At 58.1% G+C, this 13,941-nt stretch carries 11 protein-coding genes and 1 tRNA gene; 5 read left to right on the forward strand and 7 right to left on the reverse strand.

The genetic code is table 11. The annotated features are described in order from the left end of the window. Window positions 1-13: 13 nt before the first annotated feature. From cysT to dibA, 4 genes are all read right to left on the reverse strand, one after another. On the reverse strand, window positions 14-832 hold the full coding sequence (cysT, locus tag JBO08_RS26155; RefSeq protein WP_065879716.1) for a sulfate ABC transporter permease subunit CysT: 819 nt from the start codon (window positions 830-832) through the stop codon (window positions 14-16). Window positions 833-1,014: 182 nt separating this feature from the next. Then, window positions 1,015-2,025 (reverse strand): sulfate ABC transporter substrate-binding protein, encoded by a 1,011-nt coding sequence (locus JBO08_RS26160; RefSeq protein WP_012721624.1) that lies wholly within the window; start codon window positions 2,023-2,025, stop codon window positions 1,015-1,017. 65 nt (window positions 2,026-2,090) lie between these two features. Next, window positions 2,091-2,273 carry a sulfur starvation response protein OscA gene (oscA, locus tag JBO08_RS26165; protein WP_003170956.1) on the reverse strand — a complete coding sequence of 61 codons (183 nt, stop codon included), beginning with the start codon at window positions 2,271-2,273 and terminating at the stop codon, window positions 2,091-2,093. 232 nt (window positions 2,274-2,505) lie between these two features. Next, window positions 2,506-4,419 (reverse strand): phosphodiesterase DibA, encoded by a 1,914-nt coding sequence (gene dibA / locus JBO08_RS26170; protein WP_220075186.1) that lies wholly within the window; start codon window positions 4,417-4,419, stop codon window positions 2,506-2,508. 167 nt (window positions 4,420-4,586) lie between these two features. On the opposite strand from dibA, the gene desA reads away from it, so the two are divergent. Next, the gene (desA, locus tag JBO08_RS26175; protein ID WP_065872791.1) at window positions 4,587-5,771 is read left to right on the forward strand and encodes a delta-9 fatty acid desaturase DesA; all 1,185 of its coding nucleotides are present in this window, start codon (window positions 4,587-4,589) and stop codon (window positions 5,769-5,771) included. Between the two features lie 188 nt (window positions 5,772-5,959). Then, the gene (locus tag JBO08_RS26180; protein ID WP_065872790.1) at window positions 5,960-6,961 is read left to right on the forward strand and encodes a sensor domain-containing diguanylate cyclase; all 1,002 of its coding nucleotides are present in this window, start codon (window positions 5,960-5,962) and stop codon (window positions 6,959-6,961) included. A gap of 65 nt (window positions 6,962-7,026) precedes the next feature. Here the strand turns inward: JBO08_RS26180 and gabT are convergent, their stop codons facing one another. Both gabT and gabD read right to left on the reverse strand, forming a co-directional pair. Further along, on the reverse strand, window positions 7,027-8,304 hold the full coding sequence (gabT, locus tag JBO08_RS26185) for a 4-aminobutyrate--2-oxoglutarate transaminase (protein WP_220075185.1): 1,278 nt from the start codon (window positions 8,302-8,304) through the stop codon (window positions 7,027-7,029). A gap of 180 nt (window positions 8,305-8,484) precedes the next feature. Beyond that, window positions 8,485-9,927 (reverse strand): NADP-dependent succinate-semialdehyde dehydrogenase, encoded by a 1,443-nt coding sequence (gene gabD / locus JBO08_RS26190; protein ID WP_065910753.1) that lies wholly within the window; start codon window positions 9,925-9,927, stop codon window positions 8,485-8,487. Between the two features lie 360 nt (window positions 9,928-10,287). Between gabD and JBO08_RS26195 the strand changes: the two genes are divergently transcribed. Both JBO08_RS26195 and JBO08_RS26200 read left to right on the forward strand, forming a co-directional pair. Continuing rightward, window positions 10,288-10,364, forward strand: a tRNA-Arg gene (locus tag JBO08_RS26195). Window positions 10,365-10,469: 105 nt separating this feature from the next. Further along, complete coding sequence (locus tag JBO08_RS26200; RefSeq protein WP_258407188.1) at window positions 10,470-11,552, forward strand: site-specific integrase; 1,083 nt, start codon at window positions 10,470-10,472, stop codon at window positions 11,550-11,552. Here JBO08_RS26200 and JBO08_RS26205 read toward each other — a convergent pair whose 3' ends face one another. Beyond that, entirely contained in the window at window positions 11,553-12,017 is a 465-nt protein-coding gene (locus JBO08_RS26205; protein WP_220075184.1) for a hypothetical protein, read from the reverse strand. A 524-nt stretch (window positions 12,018-12,541) separates the two neighbouring features. On the opposite strand from JBO08_RS26205, the gene JBO08_RS26210 reads away from it, so the two are divergent. Beyond that, on the forward strand, window positions 12,542-13,162 hold the full coding sequence (locus JBO08_RS26210; protein WP_220075183.1) for a helix-turn-helix domain-containing protein: 621 nt from the start codon (window positions 12,542-12,544) through the stop codon (window positions 13,160-13,162). The last annotated feature ends 779 nt before the right edge of the window (window positions 13,163-13,941 follow it).

Consider the following 13,941-nt stretch of genomic DNA (forward strand, 5'->3'; position numbering starts at 1 on the left):
GTTCCGCGCCTCCTTATGGACGTTCGATGCGCCGCTGCAACAAGTTGATCAGCAGCAGCAGTACAAAGGAAACCACCAGCATCAGCACGCCGATGGACGTGGCGCCGCGGTAGTCGTATTGGTCGAGCTTGACCATGATCAGCAGCGGCAGGATCTCGGTTTTCATCGGCATGTTGCCGGCGATGAAAATCACCGAACCGTACTCACCGACGCCACGCGCGAACGCCAGGGCGAAACCGGTCAACCAGGCCGGCAGCAACGCCGGCACCAGGATGTGGCGGAACACCTGCAACGGCTTGGCGCCCAGGCAGGCGGCGGCCTCTTCGACTTCCCGGGGGATATCGGCCAGTACTGGCTGCACCGTGCGCACCACGAACGGCAACGTGACGAAGGTCAGCGCCAGGGTGATGCCCAAGGGGGTGTAGGCGATCTTGAAGCCCAAGTCAGCCGCGAACTGCCCAACGAAGCCGTTCGGCGTGTACAACGCGGTCAACGCGATACCGGCTACAGCGGTGGGCAAGGCGAACGGCAGGTCGATCATCGCATCGATGATCTTGCGGCCCGGGAAGGTGTAGCGCACCAGCACCCAGGCCAGCAGCGTGCCGATCACGCCATTGATCAGCGCCGCGTAGAGCGCGGTACTGAAGCTCAGCTGCAACGCCGCCAGCACGCGCGGTGCGGAGATGATGGCCCAGAACTGATCCCAGGTGAGTTGTGCGGCGTGTACAAACATCGCCGCGAGGGGGATGAGTACGATCAGGCTGAGGTACACCACGGTGTAGCCCAGCGTCAGCCCGAAGCCGGGTATGACGGGGGAGATACGACGCGACATAAGAGTCCTTGGTTAAAGGGGTAAATGCCACTGTAGGAGCGCGCTTTCTGTGGGAGCTGGCTTGCCTGCGATAGCCCCACCGCGATGTGACTGACACACCGCGGTGAGGCTATCGCGGGCAAGCCCGGCTCCCACACAAGCCAGCTCCCACAGAAAAGCGAGGCTCCTACAGGTATTTTGGTTTACTGCGCCGTGTAGATCTGGTCGAACACGCCACCGTCGTTAAAGAATTTCGGTTGGGCAGTTTTCCAGCCGCCGAAGTCTTTGTCGATAGTCACCAGGTCCAGTTTCGGGAACTGCTGGGCGTATTTCGCGGCCACTTTTGCATCGCGTGGGCGGTAGAAGTTCTTGGCCGCAATCTCCTGGCCAGCCGGGCTGTACAGGTGTTTCAGGTATTCAGTGGCGATTTCGGTGTTGCCTTTTTTCTCGGCGTTCTTGTCGACCACGGCCACTGGCGGCTCCGCGAGAATCGACAGCGAAGGCACGACGATATCGAACTTGTCAGCGCCGCCGTCTTCTTTCAGGGCCAGGAACGCCTCGTTTTCCCAGGCCAGCAACACGTCACCCTGACCGTTGTTGACGAAGGTGATGGTCGAACCACGCGCGCCGGTGTCCAGCACAGGCACGTGTTTGAACAGCTCTTTCACGTACTCCTGGGCCTTGGCTTCGCTGCCGCCGGTTTTGAGGCCGTAGGCCCAGGCGGCGAGGAAGTTCCAGCGTGCGCCGCCGGAGGTTTTCGGGTTTGGGGTGATCACGGACACATCTTTCTTGATCAGGTCGCCCCAATCCTTGATGCCTTTAGGGTTGCCCTTGCGCACCAGGAACACGATGGTCGAGGTGTACGGGGTGCTGGCGTCCGGCAGGCGGGTCTGCCAGTTTTCCGGGAGGGTCTTGCCCAGTTTTGCGATTTCGTCGATGTCACCGGCCAGGGCCAGGGTCACTACGTCGGCGCGCAGGCCGTCGATCACGGCGCGGCCTTGTTTGCCCGAACCACCGTGGGATTGCTGGATCTTGACGTTGTCGCCGGGGTGGGACTGTTTCCAGAAACTGGTGAACTCAGCGTTGTAGTCCTGGTACAGCTCACGGGTAGGGTCGTACGAGACGTTGAGCAACTCGTAGTCCTTGGCAACCGCGGAACCTGCAAACACGGCGCTGGCCAGGGCGGCCAGGGCGTAACGGCGAATCGACGACATAGAAGCTCCTGAAATTCTGGGGTGTTGGCTTTTTCTTATAATTGCGGGTCTATCGCCGTTCTTGCTTAGCTCGGTTTGTTACCCGGGTTCTGCAGACGGAATTTTTCTTTGCGTTCGATCTGTACCACTTGCGCGTTGTGCACCGTGATTTCCACCGCGCCAAACCGCAGATCGCGCAGGGCGCTCTGGATCTCACGCAAAATGGCTGCTTCGTCCTGGCCGTCGACGCTACGTAGAGATGCGCTCATGGTCTCGCTCCTGAAATGAATAGTGCCTCGCAGTGGCGGCACTGCTTGCGGCGTGAGGGCGATAGTAGATAAGCGCGGATATTCTTAAAAATACTATTTAAGAATGTTTATATAACCAGAAAGAATTTTCTGGTGGGGCGTGGGGTTGCGCGCGGTTTATGTGCCCGAGCGCCAAAATAAAGCCTTGAGCAGATTCAAATGTGGGAGCTGGCTCCCACATTTTTAAAGCATTTCAATTTCGGATGGCGGGTGCTCTCGACCAATCAATCTCCTGCGCCGGCATCGGCCTGCCAAACCAATACCCCTGCCCCAGATCGCATTCCTGTTCCAACAAAAACCGCGCCTGCTCCACCTGCTCGATCCCTTCGGCCTGCACCTGCATGCCCATGCTTTTCGCCAGCGCAATCACCACCCGCACAATCGCGGCATCGTCCTCATCCCACGGCAACCCAGCAACAAACCCTTGGTCGATCTTGAGTTTCTGCACAGGCAGGCGCTTGAGCCGTAGAAGCGACGAGTAACCGGTCCCAAAATCATCGATGGCCAGGCGCAAGCCCAGTTCGCGCAGGCGGTGCAGTTGCTCCAGGGCGACTTCGGGGTCGTCCATCACCGCGCTCTCGGTCACTTCAAGTTCAAGGAAGCCGGGGTCGAGGCCCGTGTCGTGCAGCACTTGGGCGACCTGCTCGTACAATTCGCGCCGCGCAAACAAACGGCTGGACACGTTGACGGCCATAAAGCTCAACGGCACCCCATCGGCCAGCCATTGGCACATCTGCCGGCAAGCCTGATCCATGACCCAAGCGTCGATATCGGCAATCAACCCCGTGCGCTCGGCAATCGGGATAAATTCTCCCGGCGGCACCAGGCCACGCTCCGGGTGCTGCCAGCGCACCAGCGCTTCGACGCCAATCAGGCGACTGCCGTGCAGCTCATGCACCGGTTGGTAATAAACGCGCAGCTCTTGCAGCTCAAGGGCACGGCGCAGCTCGTTGGCAATTTCCACGCGGTTCTGCGCATGGGCGGTGAGTTCTTCGGTGTACAACGCGTAGCCTTCACGGCCGGCGCTCTTGGCCTTGAACAGTGCGGAGTCCGCATTGCGCAGCAACTGTTCAGCACTCAGGGCGTCGCTGGGAAAGAGGCTGATACCGATACTGGCGCTGATAAACAGCTGGTGGCTGTCGAAGCTGAACGGTTGTTTCATCGCCTCCAGCATGCGCTCCGCCAAGCCGGCAGCCTGAGCCACCTGTGGACAACTTTCCGCGAGCACGGCGAACTCATCGCCCCCCAGGCGGGCCAGGGTCACACCGGGCCCGAACAGCGCCTTGAGGCGTTCGCCCACCAGCTTGAGCAACTGGTCTCCCACATTATGTCCCAAGCTGTCGTTGATGATTTTGAAGTGGTCCAGGTCCAGCAACAGCAGGGCGCAACCGCGCTTGTGGACTTGCGCCGAGGCCAGCGCCTGCTCGGCGCGGTCGGTGAACAGCAAGCGGTTGGGCAGGTCGGTCAGGGGGTCGTGGTGCGCGAGGTGGGCCAGTTCGTGCTCGGAGTCCTTGATGGCACTGATATCGGAGAACACTGCGACGTAATGGCTGACGTGGCCCTGGTCATCGTGAATCACACGAATGGTTTGCCACTGTGGATAAATTTCACCGCTCTTGCGCCGGTTCCAGATTTCTCCGCTCCATTCGCCGGTGCTCTGCAGGCTCTGGAACATCTGCCGATAGAAATTCGACGAGTGGCGACCGGACTTGAACAGGCTGGGAAGCTGGCCCATGACGTCCTCGCCTTGATAACCGGTAATCGCCATAAAGGCGCGATTGACGTGGACGATCAGCCCATGGGCGTCGGTGACCAGCACGCCTTCACGGGTACAATCGAACACGGCGGCCGCCTGGCGCAGGCGCTCGCGGTTTTCCTTCAGGGGTTGTTGCAACTGGTGGGCACGGGCAAACCGGGCGTACATCAGGTAAATCACCAAGGCGCTGAGGGCCACCCACACATAGCCACGCACTTGCAACCAGTGGTTCAGCTCGCTGGGGTCATCGAGAAACTCGATCAATACCTGCCGAGTAAGGCCTATCCACAGAATGGAAACCAGCAGGTATACCAGCCCCGCACGCAGGGCACCTCGGCATGAAAACAGCATATGCTCAGTAATCCTTACCCAAAAAAACAGAATCGTCCTACAAAGGCTGGGGATTATAGAATAAGAAACATCCAGTCACTCCTATCTGAAAGAGCGGCTGGTTTTCTGTGTAGGCTTAGTGATAATGCGTGAGCTGTTCTTTTCTTTATCTGAGGGCCATACAGCCTATGTGGTACAACGGTTTTCTTGACTTGTCAGCCTGGCAACTGGTTGCAGTCACCCTGTTGATGACCCACGTGACCATCGTTGGGGTCACGGTCTATCTGCATCGCTATTCAGCCCATCGCTCCCTGGAGCTCAATGCCGGCCTGAAACACTTCTTCCGCTTCTGGCTGTGGCTCACCACGGCGCAGAACACCCGCGAGTGGACAGCCATCCACCGCAAGCACCACGCCAAGTGCGAAACCGTCGATGACCCGCACAGCCCGGTCATCAAGGGTTTGTCCACCGTTATGCGCAAAGGCGCCGAGCTGTACCGCGCCGAGGCCGAAAACCCTGAGACCCTGCGCATCTACGGCAAGAACTGCCCGGACGACTGGATCGAACGCAAGGTCTACACCCCCTACCCATTGTTGGGCGTGGCGATCATGGGCGTGATCGACCTGCTGTTGTTTGGCACGATCGGTATCACCATCTGGGCGATCCAGATGATGTGGATCCCGTTCTGGGCCGCCGGCGTGATCAACGGCCTGGGCCATGCCGTGGGCTATCGCAATTTCGAATGCCGTGACGCGGCGACCAACCTGGTGCCGTGGGGCATCATCGTCGGTGGTGAAGAGCTGCATAACAACCACCACACCTACCCCAATTCCGCCAAGTTGTCGGTGAAGAAGTGGGAATTCGACATGGGCTGGGCCTGGATCAAAGTGTTCAGTTTCCTGCGCCTGGCGAAGGTGCAACGCGTTGCGCCCATCGCCCACCGCGTCGAAGGCAAGGGCCACCTGGACATGGACACCGCCATGGCGATCCTCAACAACCGTTTCCAGATCATGGCCCAGTACCGCAAGTTGGTGATCGCCCCGCTCGTCAAGCAGGAGCTGGAAAAAGTCGATCACTCGGTTCGCCACCAATTCCACCGCGCCAAGCGCCTGCTGTCGCGAGAAACCAGCTTGCTGGATGATCGCCACCACCTGCGTATCCAGAGCATGCTGGAACACAGCCAGGCACTTAAAGTGATCTACGAAAAGCGCCTGGCACTGCAGCAGATCTGGCTGAAGACCAGTTCAAATGGCCACGATATGCTGGCAGCCATCAAGGAATGGGTGCATGAAGCCGAGGCCAGCGGCATCCAGTCCCTGCGGGATTTCGCCCACCAATTGAAGACCTATTCGCTGCGTCCTGCGGCGGTCTGACCGCACGGTGGGAGGGCTTGCCCTCCCACCCATCGGCTTTTTGGCGTCATTTCTCGGTCACCGGCAATCGGTCCTGTTGACGGAACTTCACTGCAATTCGCCTCTCTCAATGAACACTTCGCCATCATGGTGGCCCCTTGTAGTGACCGCTGTTTCAATGTGCGGCGCGCCCAGAGAGAGTTGTGCCGATGGTTCACGAAAAACCCTACTTGTCCGATCCGCCCACCGCTGAACATCCGCGTCCGGCGGCGGCGGCGACCCTGTTGGCACTGGTGCACGCCCAGGGTGAAGTCGAGCGGCTGAGTGAGCGCGAGCAGTTGCTCAGCTCAATGCTGGTGAGCGTGAACGCCGTGCTGTGGGCCATCGACTGGGAAACGCGCCGCGTACTGTATGTGAGCCCGGCCTATGAGCGGGTGTTCGGGCGCTCCGCCGGCCTGCTGCTGGCCGACCATCGGGAGTGGCGCAACAGCATTCACCCCGAAGACCTCGACTACGCCGAACACAGCCTGGCCCGCGTGCTGGAACAAGGCGCCGTGGAAGAACGCGAGTACCGCATCATCACCGCCGACGGGCAAATCCGCTGGTTGAGCGACAAGTGTTACATCAACCAGCAGATCGAACCTGGTGAACCCTTGATCGTGGTAGGCATAGCCGAAGACATCACCGAAAAGAAACAGATGGCGCTGGAGCTGCACCGTCTCGCCACCACCGACGTGCTGACTCAAAGCAGCAACCGTCGGCACTTCTTCGAATGCGCCAATCAAGCCTTCGACAGTGCCTGCGCGCAAGGCGCGCCGCTGGCGTTCCTGCTGCTGGACATCGATGACTTCAAGGACGTCAACGACACCTACGGGCATCTGGAGGGCGACCAGGTACTGCGGCGCATCGCTGAGAGCGGTCGAGGGGTGTTGCGCCGTGGCGATCTGTTCGGACGCATTGGTGGTGAAGAGTTCGCCGCCGTGCTGCCGGGCTGTGCGCCGGAGATGGCGCTGCAAGTGGCTGAACGCCTGGGCAAGGAGATTCAAGCGCTGAGTTTCAGCTATGAAGGCCAGGCGTTCAAGGTGACCATCAGCCAGGGCCTGGCCAGCCTCACCGAACAGGATTCCACCCTGGACAGCCTGTTTGCCCGCGCCGATGCCGCCATGTACGAGGCCAAGCGCCTGGGCAAGAACCGCGTAATCGCGGGCTGAGCGCCCCCAAGAGCACAAAAAACCCGCCGAGGCGGGCTTCTTGTATCGATCAGGCCAACGTCCGCTTACAGCTCGCTGAAGCACTCTTCAATGATCGCCAGGCCTTTGTCCAACTGCTCGTCCGGCGAGGTCAGCGGGACCAGCACGCGCAACACGTTGCCATAGGTGCCGCAAGACAGCAGGATCAGGCCCTTGTCACGCGCCTTGGCTACCACGGAAGCAACGGCAGCGGCGTTTGGCTTGTGGCTATCGCCACCTTCAAACAGCTCGACCGCGATCATCGCGCCCAAGGCCCGCACTTCACCGATCACCGGGTACTTGGCCTGGATGGTCTTGAGGCCCGTGACCAAGCGCTCGCCAACCGCTTTGCAGCGGTCCAGCAGGTGCTCTTCTTCAAACACTTCCATCACCGCCAGCGCAGCCGCGCACGCGATCGGGCTACCGGCATAAGTACCGCCCAGGCCGCCTGGCGCGATGGCGTCCATGTACTCGGCCTTGCCGCACACACCCGCCAGCGGGAAGCCGCCGGCGATGGATTTGGCGAAGGTGGTCAGGTCGGCAGCAACGCCCATCTGTTCCATGGCGAAGAACGTACCGGTACGACCGGCGCCGGTCTGCACTTCGTCGGCGATCAACAGGATGCCGTGCTTGTCGCACAGTTCGCGCAGGCGCTTCATGAAGGATTTTGGCGCGACGTAGAAACCGCCTTCGCCCTGCACCGGCTCGATGATGATGGCAGCGATATCACGCGGCTCGGCATCGTTCTTGAAAATGCGTTCGATACTGGCGATCGAATCGTCGTCGCTCACACCGTGCAGTTCATTCGGGAACAGCGCACGGAACACGCCGCCAGGCATCAGGCCCATGCCGGCCGAGTAAGGCACGACTTTACCGGTGAGGCCCAGGGTCATCATGGTGCGACCGTGGTAAGCGCCGGTGAAAGCAATCACGCCAGCACGGCCAGTGGCGGCACGGGCGATTTTCACGGCGTTTTCGACAGCTTCCGAACCGGTGGTGACCAGCAGGGTTTTCTTGGCGAAATCACCTGGGACCTTGGCGTTGATTTTTTCGCACAGTTCCACGTAAGGCTCGTAGGCCAGCACCTGGAAGCAAGTGTGCGTCAGCTTGTTCAGTTGCGCGGTCACGGCGGCGATGATTTTCGGGTGCACGTGGCCGGTGTTCAGTACGGCGATGCCGCCGGCGAAGTCGATGAACTCGCGACCTTCAACGTCGGTCACGGTGGCATTCTTCGCGGATTCGGCGAAGATCGGGTGAATCTGGCCAACACCGCGGGGTACAGCGGCTTCGCGGCGTTTCATCAGGGATGCGTTGGTCTTGCTCATAAAGTCCTCATTCGCCACTCATCGGGTGGCGTGGTCCAAGGAATACGTGGCGGGGAGGCAACTACGGCAGCATGCGATGATCGACTGCCACAGCTTTCCCGACCACTACGAAGTACGGTGTGAAACACGCAAAGGGTCAGCGCTCTCGTGCCCTTTGCGTTTACTGCAATCTCTTGCCGGTTAGATGCCCAGGCAGAGGTATTTGATTTCCAGGTAATCCTCGATCCCGTACTTGGAACCTTCACGGCCCAGGCCCGAAGCCTTGATGCCGCCGAACGGCGCCACTTCGTTGGAGATCAACCCAGTGTTGACGCCGACCATGCCATATTCCAGGGCTTCAGCCACACGGAACACACGGCCCAGGTCACGGGCATAGAAGTAGGAAGCCAGGCCGAACTCGGTGTCGTTGGACATCGCGATCACTTCGGCTTCGTCTTTGAAACGGAACAGCGGCGCCAGTGGGCCGAAGGTTTCTTCCTTCGCGACCGCAGCGTTTTTCGGCACATTGGTAAGGATAGTCGGCTCGAAGAAGTTGCCTTCCATGACCTTGCCGCCAGCCATCAATGTCGCGCCTTTGCTCAAGGCATCCGCAATGTGTTCCTGAACCTTGGCCACGGCCTTTTCGTCGATCAGCGGACCGGTGGTCGTGCCTTCTTCCAGACCGTTGCCGATCTTCAACTTGGCCACGGCCACTTTGAGTTTTTCCGCGAACGCGTCGTACACCGAATCCTGAATGTACAGGCGGTTGGCACAAACGCAGGTCTGGCCGTTGTTGCGGTACTTGGAGATGATCGCGCCTTCGACGGCCTTATCCAGGTCCGCATCGTCGAATACGATGAACGGCGCGTTGCCGCCCAATTCCAGGGAGACTTTCTTGATGTCCTTGGCGCATTCGGCCATCAACTGGCGACCGATTTCGGTCGAGCCGGTGAAGGACAATTTACGCACGATCGGGTTGCTGGTCAGCTCGCTGCCGATGTCACCCGCACTGCCCGACACCACGCTGAAAACACCCTTTGGGATACCGGCACGCTGCGCCAGCTCAGCCAGGGCGAATGCGGAAAACGGGGTTTGCGACGCCGGCTTGAGGACCATTGTGCAACCGGCGGCCAGCGCCGGGCCGGCTTTGCGGGTGATCATCGCGGCCGGGAAGTTCCACGGAGTGATGGCGGCGGTCACGCCGATCGGCTGCTTGATAACGATCAGGCGCTTATCGGGCTGGTGGCCAGGAATCACGTCACCGTAGACGCGCTTGGCTTCTTCGGCGAACCACTCGATAAACGAGGCGGCGTAGACGATTTCGCCCTTGGCTTCGGCCAGTGGCTTGCCTTGCTCCAGGGTCATCAAGCGGGCCAGGTCGTCCTGGTTCTCGATGATCAGTTCGAACCAGCGACGCAGCTTGTTCGCGCGGTCCTTGGCGGTGAGAGCACGCCAGGCCGGCAGCGCCTTGTCGGCGGCTTCGATGGCGCGGCGGGTTTCAGCGGCGCCCATCTTTGGCACGGTACCGAGAATCTCGCCCGTGGCAGGGTTGTTGACCTTGATGGTTTGACCGTTGTCCGCATCGACCCAAGCGCCATCGATAAAGGCTTGCTGGCGGAACAACTGGGTATCTTTAAGCTGCATGTCGGCTTTCCTTAACAGCACCGCGCGCACGCGGAGCGAATTAGAGTTGTTGAAAGGCGCCTTGTGGGCTGCCGTCAGGGAAATCAGCCCCAGCGCGCGGAAGAAGTGAAAGAGCGCACGGGAGACAGAGCGTTTGAAATCTCAAACGAATCCTAGGATCAATGGGGGTGCAGGGCAATAGGATGTTCGAAAAAAAGAACGAAAACGGCGCATTTGCCGGATTTATCTGATCAGCGTAGTTCCCCGCCCTGATCAGCGGTGCCCGGCCTAAGGCCTCTGTACGGCTAATTCCTACACGTGAACGCACAAAGACCAGCATGGACGCCCAAGGTCGACATGGGTATGATGTCGCCCGCACAAGCATCCGTAGCTCAGCTGGATAGAGTACTGCCCTCCGAAGGCAGGGGTCGTGGGTTCGAATCCCGCCGGGTGCACCATCTTCTTTCCCTTGTATTACAAGGGGATAGCGCTCCTGACAGAAACCTGTCCTAGTCCTGAAAGTCGTTTTTGCCACAAATTTGCCACACTCAAAAGTGGCGGGAATGGTCGAAATGGCAACAATCAGGAATCGCGGCGAGTATCAGTGGGAAGCGCAAATCCGCCGTAAGGGCTACCCAGCCCAGCGCAAAACCTTCGAAACCAAATCCGATGCCCAGGCCTGGGCACGCATGATCGAAAGCGAAATCGACCGGGGGATTTTTGTCTCTCGCGTCGAGGCTGAACGCACTGCCTTTCATCAACTTATTGATCGCTACATCTCCGAGATCGCTCCGAAGCACAAAGGCGCCTATTCGGAGATCAAACGCCTGGAAGCGCTCAAGCGGCACCCGTTGGCGACACGCATCGTCGCCACCCTCACCTCCTCCGATTTTGCCCGCTACCGTGATGAGCGCCTGAAAATCCGCAAGGGCAACACGGTTAAGCGCGAACTCGCATTGTTTCAGTGTGTGATCGAGGTTGCTCGCCGCGAGTGGGGAATTCATCTTGCCGAGAACCCAGTCAGGATGGTCAGCCGTCCCAGCTACAACGACGAACGGTCGCGACGGCTCGACCCAATTGAAGAGCAATACATCCTCAGTGCCCTAGAGCTTCGTGAGCGCCGTGCTGATGGCACGTATGCCGACGCCTCGCACAATCCTTGGATAGGGCCCATCGTTCAACTGGCGATTGAGACAGCTATGCGGCGTGGCGAAATTTTTGAGCTGCGCTGGAAGCATGTAAATCTGGATCGTAGAACCGCCCATCTTCCCGCGACCAAGAACGGTCTGCCCAGAACCGTCCCCCTTTCACCGAAGGCTATTCAGTTACTGAAGGATTTGCCGCGCTCGCTGTGCGGACGAGTCTTCCCCACCACCGCTGATGCGCTCAAGAAAGCCTTTGTGAGAGGCATGGAGCGAGCCAGGCTGAAATACTTGGGAGATTGCGAAGTGGCGCAGGTAATTCCTCAGGAAGACTTCCTGATCAATCTGCGCTTCCACGACCTGCGACACGAAGCGACCTGTCGGCTTGCGACCAAGCTGCCGAATTTGATCGAGCTTGCTAGCGTGACGGGGCATCGGGAGGTGAACATGCTGAAGCGTTATTACAACATCACAGCTGAGGAGCTAGCGGCCAAGCTAGCATGATTAATCGAACTCAAAACCCAGTTCGATAGCATCTCCTTTAAACTTACTATCTGATGCCGCGCGCTTCACCGCCGCGGCAAGCCTCTCACCTTCCTGGGACCTAAAAGCCTCGTCAAAAGCGCGATGCAAATCTTCCTGCGTAAGGGTAATAGCTATTTTTTGTCTTCTAGTTTTCTCTGCTATCGCCCGCACTGCAAGCTGGGCCGCCTCTCTGTAAAATGACTGCAAAGTTAGAAACTCGAAGATGTGTGCTCGAAGCCAACCTTCGTTGAAAGCCCACAGAAGCATTCTCTGATAGGTCGACCACGCCATTTGTGTCTGACCGCTGATGTAACGCCGTACTGTTCTCCCATCAGCGTCGTTGAAGCCATAAATCTGCCAATCAGTCAGCTTCTGCTCAAGCCCCACCTTCGTCAGGCCCGACGCACGAAGTACCGCCCTGAAAAAATAATCGATCTGATCCACTGACGCCCGAACCAAGAAGCTCTTACGGCCCGACTGCCGATGCCTGTCCAATTCAGCGGCTATAAGATCCAAGGCATCGTCTTGTGGGAGGTCGGGTAGAAGTAGCTGACGCTGGGGCCTCGGTATCATCAAACGAATGCCCCCTTTACCAAAAAGCTGTCCTAGTGACTGCGAGCTTGATTAGCGAAAACTGGAGTCATTCCAGAGTAATCGAGCGGAACCAAGATGACAGTAGATTACGAAACAATCCTGAAAATCCAGAAACTTGGAGATGACGTTCTCATTGGTGTCGCGGAGGTAGCAGCGCTAACCGGGTTCAGCTTGCTGACAGTACGCCAGCGAAAACTGCCAGGGCTTGAGCCCGTTCCTGGTCTCTCTCGCTTGAGATGGAGGCTGGGTGACTTGAGGCAGTGGATGCGTCATGGGGCGGTGGCCCCATCTACACGAGGTTCGCCTCCACCCCAAGTAACCGATCGGCGCACTGTCGGACGCCCGACCAAAAAGGCTCAGGTGGAGGGGCGAAAATGAGCAATCTTGAGATATCGGTTGATACCAGTAATCGATCAGGCCCAGAGGATCAACTGAAGTCTAATACCCATTGGTTCCACATTTTCCAGGCCATGGTGGATCACGAGCTCGCAAAGCTTGGGCCAGATGCCTTTGCAGTCTACTGCGTCATCAAATCCCACTGTGATCTCAGAACAGGTTTATCAATTCCCTCAGTCCAGACCATCGCGAGGAAAGCGGGAATCAGTGAGCGTCAGGTAATGCGTAAGATCAAATCGCTTGAGGACCAAGGCTATATCTGCAAGTCACGCTCTCGAAAGTACAACCAGTATCACCTGACGGAAAAAATTGTGATTAGCGACTCCCAGGGCAGGCATCGTGGTCACGCGCAATGGGAGTATCGACCCACACAGATCAAAAGCGCAGTGGAAGAGCTAAAGCGCATGCTGCTCAGCAAGGAAACTCAAGGCCACAGCATTCATATCGAACACCTACAAATCATCGAGAACCAGACCAATATAGGCTTCCAAATCAACCAAGCCGATCTGGACCATTTGGCTGAGAGTAATCCAGATATCTACAACAAGTTGCTATCCATCCGAAGCGCAATACATGAGCGCAACCGAATGAAAGAGTGAGTTATACACAGGACTGACAGTCACCTGACGGGGTGGCATGCAAGGCATCGTTTTGGCTGACTGTGTGGCACGTAAAACACGGTTTGAGGTGACACAGGGTCACCCATACAAGAAGAGAAAAAACCATAAGGCACGGCACGCCGGGAAACGAGATGTCGGTAGCTCGTGCTCGTACCATCGGCATGCGACCTCGCTGTCAAAAACTCAGCCCCACCAGTTGACGGTTATGCCTAAGCGTAACAAATGCCCAGCTAGAGAATTGCCAACTGGAAGGAGCGAAGCAATGATATTCAGCCCACCGGTAACACTGTATCAATTGGCCAACCGGTGTAGGACAGTTGCAACAGGCCTGCGTAAAGGATCAGAGACACGCGAAGAACCTCAAAAAAGGACAACTGACGAGTACCTGAGCCTGGCCGCGACCTTGATAAGACGGTCGTTCAAGGCCCCCGGCGGATTGTCCGAGGCACTACAAGCAACGGAGTCTCGTAGCACCTTCTACAAGCGGCTAGCGGCGGTTCAATACGCCCTACTCCAACATCATGAAATGCTGATGACCCGTCTGGCTGAGACAGCTGTTACGACCCAATCCGAGCTTTTGATGCACCAATTGACATTGCATTTGAGGCAATTGGAGCAGTTACGCGAATCACGGGAAAATGGCTTCATCTGTCCGAGGCGCAAACGCAGCAGTAAACGCCAGGCTCTCCGGGGATTACCATCCTATTGGCGACATGACCTATATCAGCGTGCCAACCATGGCAAATATGCCTTACCAA

The sequence above is a fragment of the Pseudomonas sp. LAP_36 genome, from assembly GCF_019456785.1.
GTDB classification, from domain to species: Bacteria; Pseudomonadota; Gammaproteobacteria; order Pseudomonadales; family Pseudomonadaceae; genus Aquipseudomonas; species Aquipseudomonas tritici.

Bases quoted from the DNA above. Each gene is read 5' to 3' on its own strand.
- cysT (WP_065879716.1), bottom strand. From the start codon at position 832: ATGTCGCGTCGTATCTCCCCCGTCATACCCGGCTTCGGGCTGACGCTG.
- JBO08_RS26160 (WP_012721624.1), bottom strand. From the start codon at position 2,025: ATGTCGTCGATTCGCCGTTACGCCCTGGCCGCCCTGGCCAGCGCCGTG.
- oscA (WP_003170956.1), bottom strand. From the start codon at position 2,273: ATGAGCGCATCTCTACGTAGCGTCGACGGCCAGGACGAAGCAGCCATT.
- dibA (WP_220075186.1), bottom strand. From the start codon at position 4,419: ATGCTGTTTTCATGCCGAGGTGCCCTGCGTGCGGGGCTGGTATACCTG.
- desA (WP_065872791.1), top strand. From the start codon at position 4,587: ATGTGGTACAACGGTTTTCTTGACTTGTCAGCCTGGCAACTGGTTGCA.
- JBO08_RS26180 (WP_065872790.1), top strand. From the start codon at position 5,960: ATGGTTCACGAAAAACCCTACTTGTCCGATCCGCCCACCGCTGAACAT.
- gabT (WP_220075185.1), bottom strand. From the start codon at position 8,304: ATGAGCAAGACCAACGCATCCCTGATGAAACGCCGCGAAGCCGCTGTA.
- gabD (WP_065910753.1), bottom strand. From the start codon at position 9,927: ATGCAGCTTAAAGATACCCAGTTGTTCCGCCAGCAAGCCTTTATCGAT.
- JBO08_RS26200 (WP_258407188.1), top strand. From the start codon at position 10,470: ATGGTCGAAATGGCAACAATCAGGAATCGCGGCGAGTATCAGTGGGAA.
- JBO08_RS26210 (WP_220075183.1), top strand. From the start codon at position 12,542: ATGAGCAATCTTGAGATATCGGTTGATACCAGTAATCGATCAGGCCCA.